Source organism: Stenotrophomonas sp. 3(2025), from assembly GCF_052665395.1.
In genome coordinates this window covers 175445-199564 of record NZ_JBQOIF010000004.1, presented here as the reverse complement: position 1 = coordinate 199564, position 24120 = coordinate 175445, and the positions used below count along the sequence as shown (strand labels likewise).

General features: G+C 65.0%; 15 protein-coding genes. 8 read left to right on the top strand and 7 right to left on the bottom strand.

Features of this window, described 5'->3' with window-relative positions; translation table 11 throughout:
* Positions 1-96 precede the first annotated feature (96 nt).
* The 6 genes from ACUXVE_RS05065 (at position 97) to ACUXVE_RS05040 (ending at position 5763) form a co-directional block, all read left to right on the top strand.
* Positions 97-579: an FKBP-type peptidyl-prolyl cis-trans isomerase gene (locus ACUXVE_RS05065; protein ID WP_093820710.1), complete on the top strand. Its 483-nt coding sequence runs from the start codon at positions 97-99 to the stop codon at positions 577-579.
* 99 nt (positions 580-678) lie between these two features.
* On the top strand, positions 679-1923 hold the full coding sequence (locus ACUXVE_RS05060) for a DUF418 domain-containing protein (protein WP_222388638.1): 1245 nt from the start codon (positions 679-681) through the stop codon (positions 1921-1923).
* A gap of 171 nt (positions 1924-2094) precedes the next feature.
* Positions 2095-3453, top strand: coding sequence for a glutathione-disulfide reductase (gene gorA / locus ACUXVE_RS05055; protein ID WP_093820670.1), 1359 nt, complete (start codon positions 2095-2097; stop codon positions 3451-3453).
* A 286-nt stretch (positions 3454-3739) separates the two neighbouring features.
* The gene (locus ACUXVE_RS05050; protein ID WP_059064791.1) at positions 3740-4660 is read left to right on the top strand and encodes a DMT family transporter; all 921 of its coding nucleotides are present in this window, start codon (positions 3740-3742) and stop codon (positions 4658-4660) included.
* Positions 4567-4995, top strand: a complete 429-nt coding sequence (locus tag ACUXVE_RS05045) for an MGMT family protein (RefSeq protein ID WP_394122484.1) — start codon at positions 4567-4569, stop codon at positions 4993-4995. Before ACUXVE_RS05050 ends, ACUXVE_RS05045 begins: the two co-directional genes overlap by 94 nt.
* A gap of 93 nt (positions 4996-5088) precedes the next feature.
* Positions 5089-5763, top strand: coding sequence for a rhomboid family intramembrane serine protease (locus ACUXVE_RS05040; RefSeq protein WP_025876091.1), 675 nt, complete (start codon positions 5089-5091; stop codon positions 5761-5763).
* A 113-nt stretch (positions 5764-5876) separates the two neighbouring features.
* Here the strand turns inward: ACUXVE_RS05040 and ACUXVE_RS05035 are convergent, their stop codons facing one another.
* Positions 5877-7463, bottom strand: a complete 1587-nt coding sequence (locus ACUXVE_RS05035; RefSeq protein ID WP_445513936.1) for a phytoene desaturase family protein — start codon at positions 7461-7463, stop codon at positions 5877-5879.
* Positions 7460-7942 (bottom strand): VOC family protein, encoded by a 483-nt coding sequence (locus ACUXVE_RS05030; protein ID WP_080148336.1) that lies wholly within the window; start codon positions 7940-7942, stop codon positions 7460-7462. Before ACUXVE_RS05030 ends, ACUXVE_RS05035 begins: the two co-directional genes overlap by 4 nt.
* 125 nt (positions 7943-8067) lie before the next feature.
* Between ACUXVE_RS05030 and ACUXVE_RS05025 the strand changes: the two genes are divergently transcribed.
* A complete protein-coding gene (locus tag ACUXVE_RS05025; protein WP_445513935.1) occupies positions 8068-9723 on the top strand; it encodes a DUF4166 domain-containing protein in 1656 nt (551 codons plus the stop codon).
* Between the two features lie 93 nt (positions 9724-9816).
* On the opposite strand, the gene ACUXVE_RS05020 is transcribed toward ACUXVE_RS05025, so the two are convergent.
* The gene (locus tag ACUXVE_RS05020) at positions 9817-10107 is read right to left on the bottom strand and encodes a hypothetical protein (protein WP_222391145.1); all 291 of its coding nucleotides are present in this window, start codon (positions 10105-10107) and stop codon (positions 9817-9819) included.
* On the opposite strand from ACUXVE_RS05020, the gene ACUXVE_RS05015 reads away from it, so the two are divergent.
* Positions 10043-13072 carry a TonB-dependent receptor gene (locus tag ACUXVE_RS05015; RefSeq protein WP_222388641.1) on the top strand — a complete coding sequence of 1010 codons (3030 nt, stop codon included), beginning with the start codon at positions 10043-10045 and terminating at the stop codon, positions 13070-13072. The two genes, ACUXVE_RS05020 and ACUXVE_RS05015, sit on opposite strands and share 65 nt — an antisense overlap.
* Before the next feature lie 132 nt (positions 13073-13204).
* Here the strand turns inward: ACUXVE_RS05015 and ACUXVE_RS05010 are convergent, their stop codons facing one another.
* The 4 genes from ACUXVE_RS05010 to ACUXVE_RS04995 form a co-directional block, all read right to left on the bottom strand.
* Entirely contained in the window at positions 13205-15211 is a 2007-nt protein-coding gene (locus ACUXVE_RS05010) for a M13 family metallopeptidase (protein WP_117310950.1), read from the bottom strand.
* Positions 15212-15493: 282 nt separating this feature from the next.
* Positions 15494-17599 (bottom strand): M13 family metallopeptidase, encoded by a 2106-nt coding sequence (locus tag ACUXVE_RS05005; RefSeq protein ID WP_080148338.1) that lies wholly within the window; start codon positions 17597-17599, stop codon positions 15494-15496.
* A 188-nt stretch (positions 17600-17787) separates the two neighbouring features.
* On the bottom strand, positions 17788-20718 hold the full coding sequence (locus tag ACUXVE_RS05000) for a TonB-dependent receptor domain-containing protein (RefSeq protein WP_445513953.1): 2931 nt from the start codon (positions 20716-20718) through the stop codon (positions 17788-17790).
* 523 nt (positions 20719-21241) lie between these two features.
* Positions 21242-24094 (bottom strand): TonB-dependent receptor plug domain-containing protein, encoded by a 2853-nt coding sequence (locus ACUXVE_RS04995; protein ID WP_222388644.1) that lies wholly within the window; start codon positions 24092-24094, stop codon positions 21242-21244.
* Positions 24095-24120 lie beyond the last annotated feature (26 nt).

Genomic DNA, 24120 nt, shown 5'->3' with positions numbered 1-24120 from the left:
CGCGACCTTGGATTGGCCGTCATGATGGCGGCGTCCCCGCTGGGCGACAACCCGCCCCAACCCGCCTGCCTCCGGCAGATCCAGACAGAGTTGCGCATGAAGATCGAAAAAGACCGCGTTGTCCGCTTCCACTACACCGTCTCCGAGGCCGGCCAGGAGCCGATCGAATCGTCCAAGGACCGCGGCGAGCCGCTGGCGATCCTGATCGGCCACGGCAACATCATCCCGGGCCTGGAAAACGCCATGATGGACAAGGAAGCCGGCGCGACCTTCGAGGTCGACGTCAAGGCGGCCGACGCCTATGGCGAGCGCCGTGACGGCCTGTCCCAGCGCGTGCCGAAGAAGCACTTCGGTACCGCCAAGCTGGTCCCGGGCCAGCAGGTCGTGCTGCAGACCAACTTCGGCCCGCGTGCCGTGACCGTGCAGAAGGTCGGCATGAGCGTGGTCGACGTCGACCTGAACCATCCGATGGCCGGCAAGGACCTGCATTTCAACGTCGAGATCGTTGAAGTGCGCGAAGCCGGCAAGGAAGAGCTCGAACACGGCCACGTCCACGGTGACGGTGGTCACCAGCACTGATCGCACCGCGATCGTGATGGCAGCAACGGCCCGCTTCGGCGGGCCGTTGCGTATCTGGAACAGGGCGGGGCCATCCATGGCCCGCAGGCCGGCGGCATAATGACGGACCTGCACGCCGGATGCCCCGTGAATACCGCTTCCCCTTCCCTGCAACCGGTGGCTTCCGGCGAACGCATCGCCGTGCTGGACATACTGCGTGGCTTCGCCCTGCTGGGCATCCTGCTGATGAACATCGAGGCCCTCAGTGGGCCGCTGGACCTGGCCTTTACCGGCATCGACGCGCATTGGCAGGGCATCGACTACTGGGCCGATGCGTTCGTCTATGTGTTCGTGCAGGGAAAATTCTTCACCCTGTTCTCGCTGCTGTTCGGGGCGGGCTTTGCGGTGATGGCCCAGCGCGCCGAGGCGGCGGGCCGCCAGTTCACTCCGTTCTACCTGCGCCGCAGCGCCGGGCTGCTGCTGATCGGCCTGTGCCATGCACTGCTGGTCTGGTCGGGCGACATCCTGGTGCTGTATGCGCTGGCCTCGCTGCCATTGCTGGCCTGCCGTGAGGCACCGCGCAGCTGGCTGCCCTGGATGGGGTTGCTGGTGTATGCGCTGGGTGTTGCGCTGATGCTGCTGGTCGGCGCGATGGTGTCGATGGCCACCCCGCAGGACCTGCAGAAGATGCTGGTCGACGCGCAGCAGGGCATCGACCAGCAACGCCTGGTGTACGGCCAGGGTGACTGGATGCAGGCCAACGTGCAGCGCCTGCATGAGTTCGGCGCGTCGCTGGGTGGCATGTTCATTTCCGGGCCCGAAGTGCTGGGCATGTTCCTGCTGGGGGCCTGGTTCGCCGGCAGCGGCGCATTGACCGCGCCGGAGCGTTTCCCGCGGTTGTATGCCGGCCTGCGCTGGATCGCGTTGCCGCTGGGCCTGCTGGCCACCCTGGCAGGTGTGTTGTGGAGGCCGTATCTGGCGCCGGGTGTCTATGACCTGCCGACCACCACGGCAATGGCACTGGTGGCCGTGGGCGGTGTGCCGATGTGCCTGGGCTACCTGGCCTGGATCGTCCACTGGCGCGCGCGCATGGGCTGGCTGGCGCCGGTCGGTCGGATGGCGTTGACCCACTACCTTGCCCAATCGGTGGTCTGCACGCTGCTGTTCTATCACTACGGGCTGGGATGGTTCGACGTGCTGCCGCGTGCCTGGCAGCTGCTGTTGGCACTGCTGCTGTTTGCAGCGCAGGTGATCTTCAGCCATCTGTGGCTGCGCCGTTTCCGCTTTGGTCCGATGGAATGGCTGTGGCGTGCGATGACGTACCGGCAGTGGCCAGCACTGCGCCGTGGGGCCGGGCAGGCGTGATCGATGCCGGCCGCGCGCGTTTCGACCTGCGTGGCTGCATGCCCTCACGTCTGGCCTGCAGCGGGCCGTGGCATGCTCGCAGCAGCATGGGTGACGGCGCCAACCCGCTGCCTGCCGATCTTCGTTGCGGGCGCTCGCCCGCCATCTTCCCTGTCGATTCGAGCGATTGCGATGAATACTCCCTCTTATGATTACGATCTGATCGTCCTTGGCGGCGGTTCCGCTGGCCTGGCCGGTGCCATCCGCGCTGCGCAGCATGGCAAGCGGGTTGCCCTGCTGGAGCCGGGTGAACTGGGGGGGACCTGCGTGAATGTCGGGTGCGTGCCGAAGAAGGCGATGTGGCTGGCCGCCGATCTGGCCGAGCGCATCGGCCTGGCCAGCGCGATGGGCTTCGACGTGGCGCCGCGTCCGGCGCTGTCATGGAAGGAACTGGTGATTCATCGCCAGGCTTACATCAGCAACATCCACGCCAGCTATCACAAGCGCCTGGATGAAACCGGCGTGGTGCGCATCCCGGCCCGCGGCCATCTGCTGGATGCGCACACCGTGGCGTGCAGTGATGGCGTGCGTTACAGCGCTGCGCAGATCCTCATCGCCACCGGCGCCCATCCGCAGCGGCCGGACATTCCCGGCGCCGAACTGGGCCTGGTATCCGATGATTTCTTCGACCTGCGCGCGGCACCGGCCGAGGTCGCCATCATCGGCGGCGGCTACATCGCGGTGGAACTTGCCGGGCTGTTGCAGGCGCTGGGCAGCAAGGTGAGCCTGCTGGTACGTGGCAGCCGCCTGCTGGAGCGCTTCGACTACGAGCTGACCGCGCAGTTGGCCGAGAACCTGCGCCAGCAGGGCGTGCGCATCCACTTCGATTACCGTCTGCGTGAGTTGAAGCGCGACGGCGAACGCGTGCGCGCGTTCGGCCATGACGGCCCGATCGACAGCGTGTTCGACGCGGTGTTCTTCGCTACCGGCCGGCGCGGCAACAGCAAGGAGCTCGGCCTGGAAGCACTGGGCATCGGCATCGGCGAACACCAGCAGGTGGAGGTGGACGCGTGGCAGACCACGGCGGTGCCAAGCGTGCATGCGGTCGGTGACATCGCAGGCAAGGTCGGCCTGACGCCGGTCGCCGTGGCTGCAGCGCGACGCCTGATGGATCGTCTGTTTGGTGGCCGCCCGGAAGCGAAGATGGACTACGACAACGTGGCCAGCGTGGTGTTCTCGCACCCGCCGCTGGGCGCGGTAGGCATGAGCGAGGAAGATGCACGTGCGCGCTTCGAGCAGGTGACGGTGTACCACAGCCGGTTCCGGCCGATGCTGCAGGCGCTGGCCAACGGCACCCAGCGCAGCCTGTTCAAGATGGTCTGCGCCGGCCCGGAGGAGCGCGTGGTGGGGGTGCACCTGCTCGGCGAAGCGGCCGACGAGATCCTGCAGGGTTTCGCGGTGGCGGTGAAGATGGGTGCGACCAAGGCCCAGTTCGACGACACGGTGGCGATCCACCCGACATCTGCTGAAGAAGTGGTGTTGATGCGCTGAGCCGACACTCACGGTAGTGCCGGCCGCTGGCCGGCAACCTCAACCGCAGACACCCCCGCAACCGGACCCACCCCGCCTTCGACAGGTTCCTGCGATCTGTCGGAACTGCGTTCTGTGTTGCTGTTGGTGGGTGTCGACCTTGGTCGACACGTGGATCCACGCCATGCGTGGATCAGGAGTTGCAGTGAGCATGAACGGACATCGGATCGTTCGCCCGCAAGTGCCATGAGACAATTGGAAGCAATCCGGCTGCTTCCAGCCGCCCATGCGGCCCGTTTTTTTCCTGATGTCCACTTCTTCCCCCCGTATCGCCACCACGTCCCCGCGCATCGCTCTGGGCGGCATCGGCCTGGCTGCGATCGGCGCCATCGCCGCCTCTGGCAAGGCGATCATCGTCAAGCTGGGGCTGCGCCATGGCGTGGACGCGACCACGCTGCTGGCGCTGCGCATGCTGATGGCGCTGCCGCTGTTCGCGCTGATGGCGGTGTGGGCCTCGCGCCGTGCCGAGCGACTGTCCTGGGCCGACCGCGCGCGCGTGCTGTGGCTTGGCTTCACCGGCTACTACCTGTCCAGCCTGCTGGATTTCCAGGGCCTGCAGTACATCAGCGTGACCCTGGAACGGTTGATCCTGTACTTGAACCCGACCCTGGTGCTGCTGATCAACGTGCTGTTGGCGCGGCAGCGGCCGGGTCGGTGGCAGGTCGGCGCGCTGGTGCTCAGCTATCTCGGCGTGCTGATCGCGTTCGGCCATGACCTGCAGCGCGAGGGTGGGCAGATCATCCTCGGCAGCCTGCTGGTGCTGGGCAGTGCGCTCAGCTACGCGCTCTATCTGTTCGGCAGCGGCCAGGTGGTCGCCCGTATCGGCGCGGTGCGCCTGACTGCCTACGCCAGCTGCGTGGCCAGCGTACTGGTGCTGCTGCATTTCACCATTACCCATCCGCTGCCGTTGCTGTGGCAGGCCCCCGCTGCCGTGCAGTGGCTGTCGCTGATCAACGCGACGGTCTGCACCGTGCTGCCGGTGCTGGCGATCATGCTGGCGGTGCAGCGCGTCGGCTCGTCGCTGGCTGCGCAGGTGGGTATGCTGGGCCCGGTTTCCACCATCGTGATGAGCCTATGGCTGCTCGACGAACCGATGGGGCCGGCGCAGATCGCCGGCACCGTGCTGGTCCTGATCGGCGTGCTGCTGGTGACGCGGCTGCGCCGCTGACGCCGGAGCAGGCACGCGCCCGCATCCTGGCGGTGATCCATGCGATCCCGCCAGGGCAGGTGATGGGCTACGGGCAGGTCGCGATGCGCGCCGGCCTGCCCGGACGCGCCCGGCTGACCGCACGCATCCTCGGCCAGAATGACGACCCCTCGCTGCCCTGGCACCGGGTGCTGCGCTCGGACGGGCGCATCGCCATGGCTGAAGGTTCGGCCGGCTGGCGCGAACAATCGCAGCGGCTGCGCGCCGAGGGTGTCATCGTCGAAAACGGCCGGGTGCGGATGCCCGCGACCGACCCGGCGGCGGCGCTGGATGCGGCCGTATGGGGGCCGGGCTGATCGCTGCCTGCGACTGAACGGGCGACCGTCCGCTCTGGTCAAAAAGGGCCGGTGCTGCGGCTATGATGGAGGCCGTTCCATGCCGGTGTCCCCATGTTCCCGCGACTGCCAACCGTCACCAAGGCCCTGTTGATCGCCAACGCGATCCTGTTCCTGCTGCAGCAGCCGTTCCTGCTCGGCATGCAGACCTTCGAGCCGTTCATGCTGCAGCCGCTGCAGCAGGGGTTCGATGCGTTCTCGCCGGGCGGCAATTTCCAGCCCTGGCAGCTGCTGACCTACGGCTTCCTGCATGGCAGTTTCTTCCATCTGTTCTTCAACATGCTGGCCGTCTTCATGTTCGGCGCGCCGCTGGAACAGACCTGGGGTGAGAAGCGCTTTCTGACCTACTACCTGGTGTGCGTGGTCGGCGCCGGCCTGTGCCAGTTGCTGGTCGGTACGATGCTCGACAATCCGGCCACGGTGCTGGGTGCGTCCGGTGGTGTGTTCGGCCTGCTGCTGGCTTACGGCATGCTGTTCCCCAACCAGCGGGTGATGCTGCTGTTCCCGCCGATTCCGATGAAGGCGCGTACGTTCGTGATCCTGTTCGGCGTGGGCGAGCTGGTGCTGGGCATGACCGGCTGGCAGCCGGGCGTGGCCCATTTCGCGCATCTGGGCGGCATGCTGTTCGGCTGGCTGCTGATCCGCTACTGGCGTGGCCAACCGCCGTTCAACAAGCGTCGTCCGCCGGGCCCGCCGAAGCGCCCGAACCACCTGCGCAGCGTCAAGTGAGGCGCAGGTGGGTGCCGACCGTTGGTCGGCACACCTTGTCCCACGCAGGTAGATGCCAATCTTGATTGGCACGCCTTGACGCCGGTAGGTGCCAACCTTGGTTGGCGCGCATTTCATGCATCGGCCAGCACCACCTGCGCCGCGTTGTGCCCGGGCGCGCCGGTGACCCCGCCGCCCGGATGGGTACCCGCACCGCACAGGTACAGGCCGGGCAGGGCGCCGCGATAGCCTGCCTGGCCGACCATCGGCCGCGCCGAGAACAGCTGGTTGGCGCTGAGCGCACCGTGGAAGATGTCGCCACCGATCAGCCCGAACGTCCGTTCCAGATCCAAGGGTGACAGTGCCTGTCGACCAAGCACGCTGTCGGCGAAGCCGGGGGCGAAGTGATCGACGGTGGCGATCATCAGGTCGGCGACGGTATCGCGGTGATCATCCCAGTGTCGGCCATCGGGCAGCTCCGGCGCCACGTGCTGGCAGAACAGGCTGGCCACATGCTGCCCGGGTGGCGCCAGCGAATCATCCAGCGTGCTCGGAATCAGCATCTCCACGATGGGCTTGCGCGACCAGCCCTCGCGACGTGCGTCCAGCCAGGCACGGTCCATGTAATCCAGGCTGGGCGCCATGATGATGCCGGCACTGAGGTGATCGCCGGGACCGGGCAGGGCGCGGAAATCCGGCAGCCGCGACAGCGCGACGTTCATCCGGAACGTGCCCGAGCCGCAGCGCCAGTTCGCCATGCGTTCACGGGTGGTGGCGGGAACCTGGGCGGGCTGCAGCAGTTGTTCGTACAGCAGCTTCGGGTTGACGTTGGCCACCACGGCACGTGCGCGCAGGCTCTCGCCGCCGGACAGCGCGACGCCGACCACGCGCCCGTCCTCAACCAGCAGGCGTTGCACGCCGGCATCGACGCGCAGCTTGGCGCCGGCCGCACGCGCGGACGCGGCGATGGCCTGGCTGATCGCGCCCATGCCACCGATGGCGTGGCCCCACGCGCCCTTGACCCCGTTGCACTGGCCGAACACGTGATGCAGCAGTACGTAGGCGCTGCCTGGCGTGTACGGGCTGGCGTAGTTGCCAACAATGCCATCGAAACCAAACAGGGCCTTGATCGGCTCGCTTTCGAACCAGCGATCCAGGTACTCGGCGGCCGACAGCGTGAACAGGTCCAGCAGTTCCTGGCGCAGTGCAGGGTCCAGTGCGGCCAGCTCCCGTCCCAACCGGCCCATCTGCCACAACGCCGGCAACGCACGCCAGCCAGGCATCACCCCGAGGTCGGGCGGCGGGCGCAGCGCCCAGTCGCGCAGCACATTGGCAAATACCTCCAGGCGCGCTTCATAGGCGGGCAGCGCCTGCGCATCACGTTCGGAGAACTTCGCCACCTCGGCCTGGGTGCGGCCAGGTGCGGACAGCAGGTAGCGACCGTCAGGCAATGGCAGGAAGTTGTTGGCTGGCCGCGCGACGATGCGCAGCCCGTGCGCATGCAGCTGCAGCTCCTCGATCACCTTCGGCTGCAGCAGCGACACCGTGTACGAGGCCACCGAGTTGCGGAAGCCCGGGTGGAACTCCTCGGTGACAGCCGCGCCGCCAAGGATGCCGCGACGTTCCAGCACCAGCACCCGTTGCCCCGCGCGGGCCAGATACGCCGCGCACACCAGCCCGTTGTGGCCGCCACCAACGATGATCGTGTCCAACGTCGTCATGCGTTGCGGATCGCCGCTTCGATGGTGGCGATGTCGATCTTCTTCATCGGCATCATCGCGTTGAAGGCGCGCTTGGCCAGGGCCTTGTCCTTGCTGGTCACCGCGTCGATCAGCATGCGCGGACTGATCTGCCAGGACACGCCCCAGCGGTCCTTGCACCAGCCGCACTGGCTTTCCTGGCCACCGTTGCCGACGATGGCATTCCACAGGCGATCGGTCTCGGCCTGATCCTCGGTGGAAATCTGGAACGAGAACGCTTCGCTGTGCTTGAAGCTCGGGCCACCATTGAGGCCGACGCAGGGAATGCCGCAGACCGTGAATTCGACGGTGAGCACGTCCCCCTGCTTGCCGTCGGGGAAGTCGCCGGGCGCGTGATGCACAGCGGTTACTTCGCTGTCGGGAAAGGTCTTCGCATAGAACGTGGCGGCCTCGAGCGCACCGTTGTCATACCAGACGCAGATCGTGTTCTTGTGGGCCATGGCGGGGCTCCGCAGTGGACGAAGGCGCAGCGATAGCATGGGCGGTGTTAATGCCGGATCGTGCTGCACTGCGGGAGCTGCCGGCGCCGCGCTACCATGGCCAGACGACACGACAGGGATGATGCGTGAAGATCCTGATTCTGGGTGGCTATGGTGTATTCGGAGGGCGTCTGGTCCGCTTGCTGGCCGACCTGCCGATGCTGGAACTGCTGATCGGTGGCCGCAACCTGGCAGCGGCGCAGGCCTTCTGCGCAAGCTATGTGGGGCAATCGAGGCTGCGTCCACTGCAGGTCGAGCGGCAGCAGCTGGCCACGGCCCTGCAGGCCGAGCGACCGGAGCTGGTGGTGGATGCCTCCGGTCCTTTCCAGGACTATGGCGAACACCGCTATGGCGCGATCGAAGCCTGCATTGCCGCCGGCATTGATTATCTGGACTTCGCCGACGCGGCAGACTTCGTATTCGGCGTTTCGCAGTACGACGCGCAGGCCAGGGCGGCTGGCATCTACGCACTGTCCGGCGTCAGCAGTTTCCCGGTATTGACCGCGGCAGTGCTGCGCGAGATGGCCACGCACATGGATATCGTCAGCGTGGAAGGCGGCATCGCGCCATCGCCGTATGCCGGCATCGGCCTGAACGTGATGCGGGCGGTGGTCGGCTATGCCGGTTCGCCGGTGAAGCTGCGCCGCAGCGGTCGCGATGGGCACGGCATCGGCCTGGCCGAGAGTCGCCGCTTCACCGTCGCGGTGCCGGGGCGACTGCCGCTGCGCAACCTGCATTTCTCGCTGGTGGATGTGCCGGATCTACAGGTGTTGCCACCCGAACATCCGACGATGACCGACATCTGGATGGGGGCTGGCCCGGTGCCGGAGATCCTGCATCGCGTGCTCAATCTGCTGGCCAAGGCGCGCCTGCACCTGAAACTGCCATCGCTGGAGCCATGCTCGCGGTTGTTCTATACCGTGTTGAACCTGATGAAGTTCGGCGAGCATCGCGGCGGCATGATCGTGCGTGCCGTGGGCACCCGCGATGGTGCGCGTGTGGAACAGAGCTGGCACCTGCTGGCCGAGGCCGATGACGGCCCGTACATTCCGTCGATGGCGATCGAAGCGGTGATCCGCAAGCAGCTGGCCGGTGATCGGCCGTCACCGGGTGCACGCCCGGCCACGCATGCGCTGGAACTGTCCGACTACGACCGGCTGTTCGACGGACGCACGATCCATACCGGTTTCCGCCGCGACATGCCCGGTGCCAGCCTGTACCAGCGCCTGCTGGGCAGCGCGTACGCGCAGCTGCCGGCCAGCGTGCAGGCGTTGCATGCACCGTCTGCCGCCAAGCGCTGGAGCGGGACGGCATCGGTCGAACGCGGTGGTGGGGTGTTGTCGCGGTTGCTGGGGAACGTGTTCGGTTTTCCGGCAGCGGGCGAGGCAGTGCCGGTCAGCGTCGAGTTCACCGCAGAGGCGGGGGGGGAGCGCTGGACGCGGACCTTTGCCGGCCGTCGTTTCTCTTCGTTGCAGACGCAGGGGCAGGGGCGCAACGAAGCGCTGCTGGTCGAACGGTTCGGTGCGGTATCGGTAGCGTTGGCACTTCTGGTCGACAACGGGCGGCTGCAACTGGTGCCGAGACGCTGGTCGATCCTGGGCCTGCCGTTGCCGCAGTGGCTGTTGCCCGGGGAGAACAGTTTCGAGAGTGATGAGGATGGGCGCTTCGTCTTCGACGTGGAGATCGGCGCGCCGGTGGTGGGGCGGATCGTGCATTACCGCGGAACGTTGGAGGCGTTGTGATGGGTGTCGGTGCAGCGCTGGATACACCACGAGTGTCGGAACCAGAACGCGGGGCTGTCGTATTGAACGCTTAACAGAACCCATCAACCGTGTTCATGTGACGGATATAACCGCTGGTGCCCCGCTGCGGATGCCGTCGCGACGGTGCCACTGATTGGCTGAAATCCCCATGTTTTCAGCTGTATGTCCCGATTCAGAGGCGTCGCCGATGCCTGCTTGCTGACGCTTCTGCCCTGATTCATCGCGGGTTGCAGCACTGCCTTGCGAGGAACACCCGTGCCTATAAATCCCCGTCAGTTTCATTACGGGAGAGAGCTTCATGGCATTTGCATCCACGCATCGTGTGTTGAAGCGCAGCGCGCTTTCGGCAGTGTTGTTTTCCATCGTTGGTGCCGTTGCTGCACAGAGCACGACCGGCACGTTGTTCGGCACCGCAGCCGGTGCCGAAGGCGCTACCGTTGTCGCCCAGAGCGAAAGCGGTCTACGGCGGACGGTAGTCGTCGATGCACAGGGGCGCTACAGCTTCGGCGCATTGCCGGTGGGGCGCTACAGCGTCAGCGTACAGCGCGACGGCCGTGTCATCGAGCAGCAGGAGAACGTCCAGCTGCGCGTGGGCAGTGGTACCGATGTAAGTTTCGCTGCACATGGGCCGGCCACCACGCTGGACGCGGTCAACGTCACCGCAGCGAACCTGCCGAAAATCGATGTGACCCACACCGTGTCGAAGTCCGTCATCACGTCCGAACAACTGGATGTGCTGCCGCTGGGCCGAAGTGCCGAGGCCATCGCTTTGCTGGCCCCTGGGGTGGTCGCCGGTAGCGGTGAATTCTCCAACGGTTCGCGATCGGTGCTGTCGTTCGGTGGCGCCAGCGTCACCGAGAACGCCTACTACCTCAACGGCTTCAATGTCACCAACCCGCTGAATAACCTCGGTGGGATCAGCCTGCCCTATGGATCCATCGATCAGCAGGAGACCTTCACCGGTGGGTACGGTGCGGGTTATGGCCGTTCCACAGGCGGTGTCATCAACCAACTGGGAAAGCGCGGTACCAACAGGTGGCGGTTCGGTGCCCAGGTGGCGTGGACACCGGCGGAGCTTGCCGAGTCGCCGGAATCGGTCAACTACCCCGACATGGCCCTGCCGGATGGGTATGCCTACGAGAACGAGTCCAAGCCCGGCACTTTGTACCGTTACCGTCGAGGGGACAAGGCGACCACAACCACCTACAGCGGATATGTCAGCGGACCCCTGATTGAGGATCGCCTGTTCATTCACTTGGCCGCTGAATCCAACCGGCGTGAGGGCGTTTCAACCGCCAGCGAGGCATCTGCGCAGCAGGCACGCAACCATTACCGCGTGGATACACCGAAGTTCTACGGCAAAATCGACTGGAACATCAATGACAGCAACATTCTCGAGTACACCCGTTTCCAGGACACTGATCGTTCCGGTGGTTACTACACCGGGTTCGACTACGACACCTTGACCGAGGGGGATCGCACGGGCACGTTTCCCAATACGACCAAGGCCACGACGGACGTCGATATCTTCAAGTACACGGGGTATCTCAACGACGACCTGACCTTGAGCGCAGTGTGGGGGCGCACCCGCGTCGGCAACCTGGAATTCAACCCACTGGATTCGGGCAACCCCTTCATCAGTGGTGCCGGGAACCAGGATCCGTCCCTCACTGGCGGAGCCCCGGTTCGCAATGACCAGGCTGGCCTGTACACCAAGGCTTCTGATGCGGGGAGTACCACGCAGGGGCTGCGCATGGACCTGCAGTACCGCATCGGCAACCACGAGCTGACCGCTGGCGTCGACAACATGACCTATCGGGCGCACAACGAAGGGCAGTCCATGACCGGCCCGGGTCATGCCTGGATCTACTCCCGCGGCAATCCGGGTGCGTCGCCCAACCCCGGCTTCGGCATCGCACCGCCGGGCGGCAATGGCTATTTTGTGCAGAAATACATCTTCTCCACCACCACCAGCATGTCGGTGAAGCAGAAGGCCTACTACCTGGAAGACCGCTGGCAGCTGACGCCCGAGTGGTTGCTGACGCTGGGCCTGCGGAATGATCGTTTCACCAACTACAACAGCGATGGACGCGCGTATGTGGAAAGTGGCGACCAGTGGGCGCCACGGTTGGGCGCCAGTTGGGATGTGTTCGGTGACGCGTCGTTGAAGGTCTTCGCCAACCTGGGCCGCTACTACCTGGCATTGCCCAACAGTGTGGCCATCCGTGGTGCGTCCGCGTCGACCTACACCCGTGAGTATTTTACGTATACCGGCATTGATGCCGACGGCAACCCCACGGGCCTGACGCCTTTGGGCAATGGTCCAGTATCAACAAACAACGAGTACGGCCAGGCTCCGGATCCCCGTTCGGTGGCGCCCACAGACCTGCGTTCCCAGTACCAGGATGAGCTGATCTTGGGTTTCGAGAAAACCCTGGGCAGTAGCTGGAACAGTGGCGCAAAACTGACCTTCCGGCGGCTGCAGTCGGCCATTGACGACACCTGTGATTCCGATCGCTTCGCCGACCGGCTCGCTGGCATGGGGCTGGATACCGACGCGTACGAGCTCCCGGGCTGCGTGATCTTCAACCCGGGGCAGACCAATACGTTCCAGGTACGCCATCGCGATGGGTCCGGCTATACGCCGGTCAGCATGAGCACGTCCGATTGGGGCTACGACGGCAAGAAGGCCAAGCGCGAGTACGTGGCGGTCGATCTGTTCATCGAACACCCGATGTCCGAGCGCTGGTACGCGCGCCTGGACTACACCTGGTCACGTAGCTTCGGGAACACCGAAGGACAGGTGAAGTCCGATATCGGTCAGGATGATGTTTCCAAGACCCAGGACTGGGATGCGGTGTCGCTGATGGAGTACGCCGGTGGCTACCTCGCCAATGATCGCCGGCACCAGTTGAAGGCGTTCGGCGCCTACCAGATCAATGACGAATGGACGGCCTCGTCGACGGTTCGTGTGATGTCGGGCATGCCCAAGAGCTGCCTGGGTTACTACGGAAGCGACCAGAGCGATCCGGCGCATGGCTATGGATCGGCGTACCACTATTGCAACGGTGAGCCGTCACGGCCCGGTGATGCCGGCCGGCAGCCGTGGACGGCGCAGCTGGACATAGGCGTGATGTACCGGCCTGCGTCTGCCGACAACCGCCTTGGCCTGGGGTTGAATGTCTTCAACGTACTCAACCAGCGGCGCCAGCTGCAGTCGACGGCGAAGTATCAGACGGGTCCGGATACGGTCTCCAATCTCTACGGAATGGGCAGTTATTTCACGCCGCCGCGAACGGTTCGCTTGACCGCCTCGTACGACTTCTGACCTGCGCGCATAGCGGCTCACTCTCCGCATGGGTTGGCTTGGCCCTGATTCGTCAGGGTCCTTTTCCAGCAGAGCTCTCAACAAAAAAGGGCGCCCGAAGGCGCCCTTTCCGTTACCGCTGTTGCATGAACCTCAGCGCCAGACCTTGATCTGCTCGCCGTCGGTGCGCTGCATCGGCTGGCCCGGCTTGCAGCTGAAGCTGGCGCCGAAAGCCGGCAGGTTCGACAGCGGGCCGTTGGTGCGCCAGCGGCCCGGTGCACGGATGTCGGCGGTCAGGCGGCGTGCGGCCTCGTTCGGCGAAAGCTGCTGCGGCCACAGCGCGGCCCAGGCGCGGAAGAAGCCCTGCTGCTGTGCCGGCTTGGCCTTCGGCTCCTGCGCGGTGTACGCGGCCCAGGCCAGCTCCAGACCGGCGATGTCGGCCAGGTTCTCTTCCTGGGTCAGCGTGCCGTTGACCTTGGCTCCCTTCACGCCGGGGAACTCGTAGGCGCCGTACTGGGTGGCGACACGGGTGCCGAGCAGCGTCCAGGCGGTCTTGTCGGCCGGGGTCCACCAGCTGCGCAGTTCACCCTTGGCATCGACCAGCGCACCCTTGGCATCGATCGCACGGGTCAGCTCGTGGCCGACCAGGCCGCCGAAGCTGCCGAACTTGTCCGCGGCATCGGCCTTGGCGTTGAACACCGGGCCCTGCAGGATCGCCGCAGTGACGATCAGCCGGTTCTGCGCCAGGTCATAGGCCAGCGACGGCTGCTGCGGCAGCACGTCCCAGCGGCGGTCGGCGTTGCCCTTGCCGATGCGCTTCATTTCCTCGCGGTGGCGCCAGGTGGACGCGATCAGCATGTTGCCGCCGAACGAGCCACGGCCCATCGGCTGCACGCTGTAGTCCAGGTCGCGCAGCGGGGTGCCGATCTCGATCTTCAGCGCGGCCAGCTTGGCCTGTGCTTCGGTCTTGGCCTCGGCGCTCATCCAGCTGTTGTTCTTGACCGCTTCGATCTGCACTTCACGCACCTTGTCGACGATCCAGGCCGCCTGGCGGCGGTCTTCGGCGGACAGGTAACGGGCTGCGTATTCGCGGCCGACCATCGGGCCAGCGGCCACGTTGATCGCGTCCAGCACGCTTTCCCAGCGCTGCGGCGGCAGGGTCTCGCCACGCAGCACGCGGCCACGGAACTCGAACTCCGCGTCGCGGTACGCCTTGGACAGGTACGGCGCCATCGAGTCGCCCACGCGCCAGCGCAGGTAGGCCTTCCACTGGTCCGGCTTGAGCTTGGTGACCATGCCGTCGAGCTGCTTGAACAGCGCCGGATCGGCCAGCGACACCAAGTCATCGTTGACGCCCTGCGCCTTCAGGAACGCATCCAGCTGCAGGTTGCGGTAGCGGCTGTTGAGGTCCTTGGTGGAGATCGGCGCGTAGTTGTTGAACGGATTGTTGATGCCCGCCAGCGACTGCGCATTGCGGGCCAGTTCGGTTTCCAGCGCGATCACCGCCTGTGACTCGGCGTCCAGCTTGGCCGCCGGGGTGCCGGTCAGTGCGAGGATCTGCTTGACGTAGTTGCGGTAGCGGCCCATCAACGCGACGGTGTCGGCGTCGGTGCGGGTATAGAAGGCCGGATCAGGCAGGCCCATGCCACCCTGCATGAAGTAACCGATGTGGCGGTCCAGCGCCTTCAGGTCCACGTCCGGACCGAAGTTGAAGGCCACCGGGATGCCGACCTGGTGCAGCGCGGCGATCGAGGCCGGGACATCCTTGGCCTTCTTGATCGCGTTGATGCGGGTCAGCAGCGGTGCGATCGGGTTGGAGCCGTCGGCTTCCACGGCCGCTTCGTCCAGGCCGCTGGCCCAGAAGTCGCCCAGCAGCTTCTGCACGTTGCCCTGCGGCGCCTTCATCGAGGCGTCCAGCAGTTCACGCTGTTGCTGCCGGCTGCGGTCGACCAGCTGGCCCAGTGCGGTGGCGGCGCCGGCCTGCGGCACCGGGTTGGCCTTCAGCCAACCTGCATTGGTGGCGTCGTAGAAATCGCTGCACTGCGCACTGACGGCCGGGGCGCGTGCGGCCTTCTTCTTGGCGGCGAACGCATCGTGGGTCGGAACCAGGGTCGCCAGGCTGATGCCCAGGGCGATGGCAAGCGGACGGAAGTTGGGCATGTAGAACGAATCCGTGATGGATTGAGGGCGGGCGAACTATAGCAAGCCGCGCATGGGCAGGGGATGCACACCTCATGGTGCATCCGCCGGACATGGCCCGGCGCTACCGGGCGGGTGGCATGGGCAGGGGATGCGCGCATCACGGTGCATCCGCCGGGCATGGCCCGGCGCTACCGGGCGGGTGGGATGGCCACGCCATGCGTGGCTGCGGCCACCGCGCGAAAAAACAAAGGCCCGGGAAATCCCGGGCCTCTGCAGGCAAGCCGTGGCCTCAGCCGTGGCTTACCAGATCACCACCTGCGAGTCGCCGGTGCGCGACATCGGCGTACCCGGCTTGCACTGGAAGGCCGCGGTGAAGGTCGGCAGGTTCGACGGCGCACCGACGGCGCGGAACTGCGCCGGCGCGTGCGGGTCGGTTGCCAGGCGGACCTTGGCGTTCTCCGGGGTGTACTTGGTGCGCCACACGGTGGCCCAGTTGAAGAAGAAGCGCTGATCGCGGGTGAAGCCATCGATCTTCGCGTCTTCCTTACCGGCCGACGCCTTCTGCAATGCGTCGTAGGCGGTGGCCAGGCCACCCAGGTCGGCGATGTTCTCGCCCAGGGTCAGATGGCCGTTCACGGCCTGGCCGTCGACCTTGTACTGGTCGAACTGCTTGACCAGCTTGCCGGTCAGGCCAGCGAAGTTCTTCGAATCGGCTTCGGTCCACCAGTTCTCGAAGTTGCCGGTCGGCCCGAAGCGGCTGCCCTGGTCGTCGTAACCGTGGGTCATTTCGTGGCCGATGACCGCACCGATACCGCCGTAGTTCAGCGCGTCGTCGGCCTTCGGGTCGAAGAACGGCGGCTGCAGGATGGCGGCCGGGAACACGATCTCGTTCTGCAGCGGGTTGTAGTAGGCGTTGACCGTCTGCGGGGTCATGCCCCACTCGGTCTTGTCCACCGGCTTGCCGATCTTGGCCAGGTTGTACTGGTAGTTGAACGCGGTGGCCGCGCGCACGTTGCCCAGGTAGCTGTCACGGTTGGTCTGCAGGCCCGACCAGTCACGCCACTTGTCCGGGTAACCGATCTTCGGAGTGAAGGTTTCCCACTTGGCGATGGCCTTGGCCTTGGTCTCTTCGCTCATCCAGGACAGGCCCTGGATGCGTTCCTTCAGCGAGGCGGCCAGGTTCTTCACCAGCTCTTCCATCTTCGCCTTGGCTTCCGGCGAGAAGGCAACCTTCACGTACAGCTGGCCGAAGGCTTCGCCGGCATCGCTCTCGATGGTGCCCAGCACGCGCTTCCAGCGCGGCTTCTGTTCCTTCTGGCCATTGAGGGTCTTGCCGTAGAACTCGTAGTTCTCCTGCACGAACGCATCGGCCAGGTACGGCGAGGCACCGTCCACGGTGTGGAAGCGCAGGTAGGCGCGCCACACCGACGGATCGGTATCGCCCAGCGCCTTGCTCACTTCCTGGTGGAAGGCCGGGATGGCCAGCGAGAACTTCTCCGGCGCGGCCACGTTCTGCGACTTGAAGAACTCGGTCCAGCTGAAGTTCGGGGTCAGCGCATCGGCCTCGGCCAGGCTGACCGGGTGGTAGTACAGGGAAACGTCGCGCGACAGCTCGACGCTGGACTTGGACGCCTTGGCCAGGCGGGTCTCGAACTTGACGACTTCTTCAGCCTGCTTTGCGGCATCGGCAGCAGCCACGCCGGACAGTTCCAGCACCTTGGCGACGTGGGCCTGGTAGGCCTTCAGCTTGTCGGCCTTGGACGCATCGGTATAGAAGGTCTTGTCCGGCAGGCCCAGGCCGCCCTGGCTGGCGTAGGCCATGTTCACGGCCGAGTTCTTGAAGTCGGCTTCGGCGCCGAAGCCGAACAGCACGTTCTCGCCCTTGGCAGCGCTGGTGCGCAGGTAGTTGGCGATGGCGGCCTTGTCCTGCAGGCCGTCGATCGCGGCCAGGTCGGCCTTCAGCGGCTCGATGCCCTGGGCGTTGACCTTGGCTTCGTCCATGCCGGTGGCCCACAGGTCGCCGACGATCTTCTCGATGCCGGCCGGGTTCTTGACCTGCGCGACCTGCTCGGCCAGCTGATGCTGCACGGCCACCGAACGCTCATCGAGGATGGTGAAGGCGCCCCAGCTGGTGCGGTCGCCCGGAATCTCGTTGGCGGCCAGCCACTTGCCGTTGACGTAGTCGCCGAAGGCGGTGCAGGCGTCAAGGTTGCTGTCCAGATCGCTGGCCTGGAAGGCGTTGTAGGCCGGCAGCTTGCTCTCGTCGAGCTTGTAGGTGGTGGCGGCGTCGGCCGCGGCCGGCGTGGAGGCGGTGGCATCCTTTGCCGGGGTTTCGTTCTTGCCGCAGCCGACCAGCGCGGCCGAAACGGCCAGGGTCAGCAGCACGATCTTGGGAGTACGGGTCACTTGAATGGCCTCCAGGCCGAGTGAGTCAGGGAAGGGCCGGGGGAACGGCCGTGGGCCGAACGATACGCCGCCGGCCCACACTGCAAGGGTGTCGAAGGTCATGGCCGGGCGCAAGGGGGCCTTGCCGGCACCGGAAAAGACAGACCCGGCAAAAGCCGGGTCTGTCGGGTACTACATGTGTTGCTCGATCAGAACTTGTAGGTAGCGCCCATGTACATGTAACGGCCGATGTTGTCGTACATCGCCGAACCGACGTCGGAGCCGAAGTAGTTCACCGGCGGATCCTTGTCGAAGGCGTTGTCCACGCCCAGGTAGACGTCGATCTTGTCGCCCGGGAAGCGGTAGCCGAACTGGAAGTTGTGGTAGACGTACGAACCGTTGCGGATCGGGCTGCTCTGGCCCGGATTGGCCTGGTAGCTCTTGGGCTGCACGCGCAGGTTGCTGCTCACGTAGTTCAGGTCCCACGACGCGCGCCACTGACCCAGCGAGTACTTGGTCTGCAGCGAACCGCGCCAGCGCGGGTCGGTCACCCAGGTGACGTTCTCGTCGTACTCGTTCGGGAAGTCCTGGAAGGCCCATTCACGCGACTGCAGCAGGCGGGTACCTACCAGGCGGATCACCGTGTCGCCCTCGGCGAGCTTGAAGCGGTAGTCCATTTCCAGATCGACGCCGACGCGACGCGAGCGCGCCAGGTTTTCGTTCAGTGCAACCCAACGGCTGATCGAGTGTTCCGGGAAGGTGCGGCCGCCCGCATCGGTCTTGCCACCGACCGGTGCGCGCTCGATGAAGCCGCAGAAGCTGTTGTTGATGCCTCCCGGAGAATCCACGCAGCGGGTGGCATTGGTCTGCGCGGTCACTGCGCCGATTGCATCCTTCAGGCTGATCCACCAGTAGTCCACCGACATGCCGAAGCCCTGCAGGAAATCAGGCTGCCAGACCAGGCCATAGGTGAAGCTGCGCGCGCGCTCCGGCTTCAGGTTCGGGTTGCCGCCGCTGACACCCGGGCGGGTTGCGGTGTAGGTATCGACCCAACCCACCGGCACGCCCAGCGCCGAGCAGTTGGCCTGGCGCAGGGCCGGATCAGCTGCCGTATTGGGGCGGTTGGAATTGGTGGCCAGGTAGTTGCAGGGATCGTTGACGGTGGCGAAGTTCTCGCTCTGCGGGTTGTACAGTTCGCCGATGCTCGGCGCACGCACCGCCTGCGACAGGGTGCCGCGGGCACGCAGGGACGGAATGATGGTCCAGTCCAGGCCGACCTTCCAGGTGGTGGTCTTGCCGATGCTGCTGTAGTCGGACCAGCGACCGGCAGCGTCCATGGTCAGGTTGTAGATGCCCGGGATGTCGGCCAGCAACGGCACGGTGGCTTCGACGAACGCTTCGCGCACATCGTACTTGCCCATCCGGTTGGGGATCGCGTTGAGGAAGGTCAGGCCCTGCGCTGCCAGCGGATCGGTGATTTCGCGGCTCTTCTCGCGGCGGTATTCCACGCCACCGGCCACGCCGACGTCACCTGCCGGCAGGCTGAACAGCGAGGCGTTGGCCAGCGAGGCGCTGAACACCGACTGCTGCAGGCGCGAATAGTTGAACGAATCGACGTTCATCCAGTCGCGTGCTGCCTGGGTCACCGCGCCATTGCCGAACACCGAGAACGGCACGCAGCCTTCGCGGGCGAACTGCGAGTACACGCGGTTGCCGTTGTTGGGGTTGGTGGCGTTCGGGTTCAGCGTGGTGCGGCAGACGATCTGGCCGGTGGACGGATCGACCACGGTGTCCAGGCCTGCCTGCCAACGCTCGTTGATGCGGTTGTTGAGGTTCCAGCGCTTGACTTCGCTCTGGCCCCAGTTGCCGTACACGTCGTAGGTCCAGTTCTCGGTCAGGTTGCCTTCCACGCCGAGCACGAAGCGCTGGGTGTTGCGCTCCACGTGCTCGCCACGCTGGCCGGCATCGACGTTGAAGCGGCTCAGGGTCAACTGGCTGGCGCCGTTGGCGGCCATCAGCGCGCGCAGCTGCGGCGAAACGTAGGCATTGTCGCGCTGGATGCGCAGGGTCTGGTCGAACGACGGCTGGGCCAGGAAGTCCGAGACGGTCTCGGTGTACTTGCCTTCGAAGTACAGGCGGTGGTTGTCGGTCAGGTCGAAGTTGACGACCGCATTGACGCTCTTGCGGTCGAAGCCGGGCTGCAGATCGGCGACCGAATTGAGGTCGGCGAAGTCGCAGTTGACGCAGCTGGTGGTGCTCGGCATCACCCCGTCATAGCGCTGCGGGCGGTAGGTGCCATCCGGATTGAACTGGTAGCGGTTGCCCCAGGTCGCCTTGTTGGTGGGCGAGAACGCACCCAGCGTGAAGGTGCCGCCGAAGGAGATCGAGTGGTTGCCACCCGGACCGCTGAGCACGGTCTGCGGATTGGCTTCGTTGGAGGGCTTGGTCGGGTCGTAGTTGGGGTTCGGCACCGACACCAGGAATTCATTGCCGATCGCGCGGTCGCTGCGGACGAAGCGGTCCTGCTTGCTGTACTCCAGTGCGATCGCGGCGTTGCCGCGGCCGTTGGCGAAATCGGTGCCGGCCGAGGCACTGATGAAGGAGCGGTTGAAGCCGCCTTCACTGGCCATGCCGGTCTGGCCGCGCACTTCGGCGCCATCGAACGACTTCTTCATGATGAAGTTGACGACACCGGCCACGGCATCGGCACCGTACACGGCCGAGGCGCCACCGGTGATGACTTCAACGCGCTCGATCCACTCGACCGGAATCGTGTTGACGTCGACTGCCGAGGAGCCGGAGGTCGCGCCGACATGGCGGCGACCATTGACCAGCACCAGCGTACGCGAGGTGCCCATGCCGCGCAGGTCCATCAGGCCCACGCCGGCGGTGCCGATGAAGCGGGTGGAATTGCCCAGCGTATAGGTCGGGCTCAGCGCCGGCATGCGCGCCATCAGGTCGCCGATGTTGTTGGCGCCGGTGGCACGGATTTCTTCGGCCGTGATGGCGGTGACCGGCGAGGGGGTCACGAAGCCGGTACGCGCGATGCGCGAGCCGGTCACGCTGACGCGGTCCAGGTCGATGGGGTTGCTGCCGGAGCTGGCTTCCTGGGCCAGGGCCGGGGTTGCGGCCGCCATCATCAGGCCGGCGAGCAGGGCGTTGGTCAGCGGGTGGCGACCGAGCGTGCGGTGGTGCGTCATCAGGTAAATCCCCCTAGTGGAAAGAGATCGACCACCTCCCTGTGTCTGTTATGTCGTTGTTCATGTGTCTTCCTGACGTTCATCGAACCTAACATGCATTTAACGAAAAAAGCATGGGTTCGTCACATTTCCATGTCGTGCAAGGGGATTTCGATCATCAAATTGCAACAAATACAGTGTCTTAGTCTCATTTGTGATGCTTAAATTTTGTTTCTCCTGCAATTCATGAATGGGGTGTTAAGCGACACTTTGCGCAAATTGGCGGTTGAGTGCCTGCGCGCGCATCCCTCAAGGGCGAGCGGTACCCGGGGGCCAGGCAGCTCCGTTGAGGTTGTACTCCCGTCCTCCACGCTGCCAAGTCAGGCCGCCATCGGGCCACATATCAAGTCTAGGAGGGCGCAGGCCCGCAAAAAGGAAAGGGCGGCTTGCGCCGCCCTTCCCGGGTACTGCTGTTACTGCCGGATCAGAACTTGTACTTCAGACGCACGAACGGGGTGCGGCCGTAGTAGTCGTACTGGGTGGCGAAGGCCGGCACGTTACCGTAGCGGGAATCGGCGACGCCGGTGGAAACCAGCGGCGGGGTCTTGTTGAAGATGTTGCTGACGCCCACCAGGATTTCCCAATCGGCCTGCGCGTAGCTGACGGACGCGGTGTGGTAGATGCGCGAATCAGCCACGATGTCACGATAGGAGTTCGGACGGCCCTGGTAGGTGAACACCGGATCCAGATCGATGTCTTCGGTCTTGTGGATGTAGGTGGTCAGCCAGTTGTACGACCAGTCACCGCGGGTCAGGCTCAGCGCCAGGTTCCCCACCACCTTCGGACGGCCGATGTCGCCCAGCAGTTCCGACGAGGTCAGGCCGCTGGCCGCCGCGCTGGAGAACACCTGCTGGGTGTCTTCGATGGTGTAGGTGACCTGGGTCTCAGCCGAGAACTTGCCGAACGAGAAGTCGTGGTCGAAGTTCGCGGTCAGGTCATAACCACGGGTGCGCTGCTTGTTGATGTTGATGAACTTGTTCTGGATCTCGGTAACCGCATACGGCTGGGTAGCATTGGCCGGATTGCGGGTGAGCAGATCGCAGTAGCTGTTCGGGAACACCGAGCCGCCATAGCAGCCACGCAGGACGTTGGTGCTGCCCAGCTGCGCGATCTCATCGCTCACCTCATAGTCGAAGTAATCGATGGCCACGCTCAGGTTGGCGAAGGTCGGGGTGAACACGATGCCGGCGGTCTTCGCGCGCGAAGTTTCCGGAATCAGCGTGTTGCCACCGCCCTGGCCATATACGGTGCCACTGCTGCCACCACCGGCATAGTTGGCCGGAATGCCTGCGGCTGCGCAGTTGGCCTGGTAGTTGGTGTTGGAGCTCTCGCCCCAGCGTACGCACGGATCGTTTGCCTGCGAGAAGAAGCCGGTCTGGTTGCCCAGATACAGCTCGTACAGGCCAGGAGCGCGGTAGGAGGTGCCGATCGAGCCGCGCAGGCGCAGTGCCGGGATGATCTGCCAGTTCACGCCGACCTTCCAGACGTTGTCCGAGCCGGACACGGTGTCGTACTTGAACACGCGACCCGAGGCATTGACGCTCAGCGACTCGACGCCAGGCAGGCCCTTCAGCAGCGGCACGTCGAGTTCGACGAAGGCTTCCTTGACCTTGTCATTGCCCTTGGTCACGTCAGCCGAAGACGAACCCCAGATGTCGCCGGTACGGGACAGTTCGCTGGGCTGGTCGTTCAGCGAGTAGTAGCGGTATTCCAGACCAGCTGCCACGCCCACGGCGCCGGCAGGCATTTCAAACAGGTCGCCGCTGACGATCGCGTTGATCGTGGCCTGCTTGTAGATGGTCTTGCCCCAGTCCCACACGCCCAGCTTGTCGACCAGTTCGTCGACCTTGCGGCCGCTCAGATAGTCCGGGTCGAAGTAGTTCACCGCCGGCGGCGCGTCGGTGTAGTCCAGGTCGCCGCTCTTGGAGGCCTGGATGGCCAGGTTGCCGTACTTGCCCTTGGAGTGGCTGAAGTTCGCGTTGACTTCCCACGCCCAGGTGTCGGTGCCCTTGAACAGGCCATCGAGCTTGGTTGCGGCGTAGAAGTAATCGACCGTGACATCCTGCTGCGACTTGAACAGCATCACCGGGTTGGCAACGATCTGGGTGCCCGGAATGTACGCGTACGGGAAGAACTGGCGCCAGGAGAACGTCTCCGTTTCGCGGCGGTTGAACAGGAACTGGGTCTTCCAGTTGACCGAATCGAAGCCGAAGTCGGTGGCCAGGTAAGCAGTCTTCCGCTCCTGCTTGTTGATGATGTGGCCCTGGCCCCAGCGCGCGAAGTTCACCGGCTCATCGTAGAAGGCCTGGCCGCGCGTGTAGTTCTGGGTCTTGCGCGGGCGGTAGCCCGGCAGCGGGCCGACAGTGGTGCCATCACCCGATGGCACGTAGCGGGTGCTGCCGATGTCGACCACGTTGTGCAGCATGTTGTTGCAGTTGGCCAGCGGTGTACCGGCATTGAGCGAACGATCTTCGCGGTCGATGCGGTTGCCGTCGGCGTCCTTGATCAGGTCGTTGCTGCAGTTGAGGAAGTCGCGGTCGCCGCGGGTCAGTTCGTTGTGCTGATACCACTCGACGGCAGCGATGATGCTGCCCTTCTCGAAGTTCCAGCCATTGGCCAGCGACGCCGAGAACACTTCACCGCCGCCCTCGGTCGGCACGCGGCCGGTGACGGTCAGTTCCGGACGCTCGATGTTCTTCTTGGTGATCAGGTTGACCACACCAGCCACGGCATCGGAGCCGTAGATGGAGGACGAGCCGTCCTTCACGATCTCGGCGCGCTGCAGGATAGCGGTCGGAATGACGTTCAGGTCGAAGGCGCCCACGGCACCACGGGTACCGGCCGGGCCCGGACGCTGGCCGTCCAGCAGCACCAGGGTACGGTTGGCGCCCAGGCCGCGCAGCGACACGGTCTGCACGCCGGTGCCGCCGTCGACGACGAAGCCGCCGAACTGGTGGGTGATCTGCGTTTCAGCCGAGCCAATGGCCGACTTCTGCAGGAACTCGGCGACGTTGACCTGGCCCTGCTTGGCATTGGTCTCGGCGTTGATGGTGAACACCGGCGAGGTGGTTTCGTAGTCCGCACGGCGGATCAACGAGCCGGTGACGGTGACCTTGTCAAGGTCGGTCGCGCGCTGGGTGGAGGAAGAAGTGCTTGACGCCTTTGCTTCCTGCTGGGTGGTCTCCTGGGCCAGTGCCGGTGCGACCTGGAGGCAGGCCAGCACAGCGAGAGTCAGTGGTACGCGGCTTGGCTTGATGTGGCGGTTGGCGTTGCGCATTTCGTCGTGATCCCCACTTGTTATGC

Bases quoted from the DNA above. Each gene is read 5' to 3' on its own strand.
- ACUXVE_RS05015 (WP_222388641.1), top strand. From the start codon at position 10,043: ATGGCATTTGCATCCACGCATCGTGTGTTGAAGCGCAGCGCGCTTTCG.
- ACUXVE_RS05065 (WP_093820710.1), top strand. From the start codon at position 97: ATGAAGATCGAAAAAGACCGCGTTGTCCGCTTCCACTACACCGTCTCC.
- gorA (WP_093820670.1), top strand. From the start codon at position 2,095: ATGAATACTCCCTCTTATGATTACGATCTGATCGTCCTTGGCGGCGGT.
- ACUXVE_RS05000 (WP_445513953.1), bottom strand. From the start codon at position 20,718: ATGATGGCGGCCGCAACCCCGGCCCTGGCCCAGGAAGCCAGCTCCGGC.
- ACUXVE_RS05050 (WP_059064791.1), top strand. From the start codon at position 3,740: ATGTCCACTTCTTCCCCCCGTATCGCCACCACGTCCCCGCGCATCGCT.
- ACUXVE_RS05030 (WP_080148336.1), bottom strand. From the start codon at position 7,942: ATGGCCCACAAGAACACGATCTGCGTCTGGTATGACAACGGTGCGCTC.
- ACUXVE_RS05060 (WP_222388638.1), top strand. From the start codon at position 679: ATGACGGACCTGCACGCCGGATGCCCCGTGAATACCGCTTCCCCTTCC.
- ACUXVE_RS05035 (WP_445513936.1), bottom strand. From the start codon at position 7,463: ATGACGACGTTGGACACGATCATCGTTGGTGGCGGCCACAACGGGCTG.
- ACUXVE_RS05010 (WP_117310950.1), bottom strand. From the start codon at position 15,211: ATGCCCAACTTCCGTCCGCTTGCCATCGCCCTGGGCATCAGCCTGGCG.
- ACUXVE_RS05040 (WP_025876091.1), top strand. From the start codon at position 5,089: ATGTTCCCGCGACTGCCAACCGTCACCAAGGCCCTGTTGATCGCCAAC.
- ACUXVE_RS04995 (WP_222388644.1), bottom strand. From the start codon at position 24,094: ATGCGCAACGCCAACCGCCACATCAAGCCAAGCCGCGTACCACTGACT.
- ACUXVE_RS05020 (WP_222391145.1), bottom strand. From the start codon at position 10,107: ATGGAAAACAACACTGCCGAAAGCGCGCTGCGCTTCAACACACGATGC.
- ACUXVE_RS05045 (WP_394122484.1), top strand. From the start codon at position 4,567: ATGGCTGCTCGACGAACCGATGGGGCCGGCGCAGATCGCCGGCACCGT.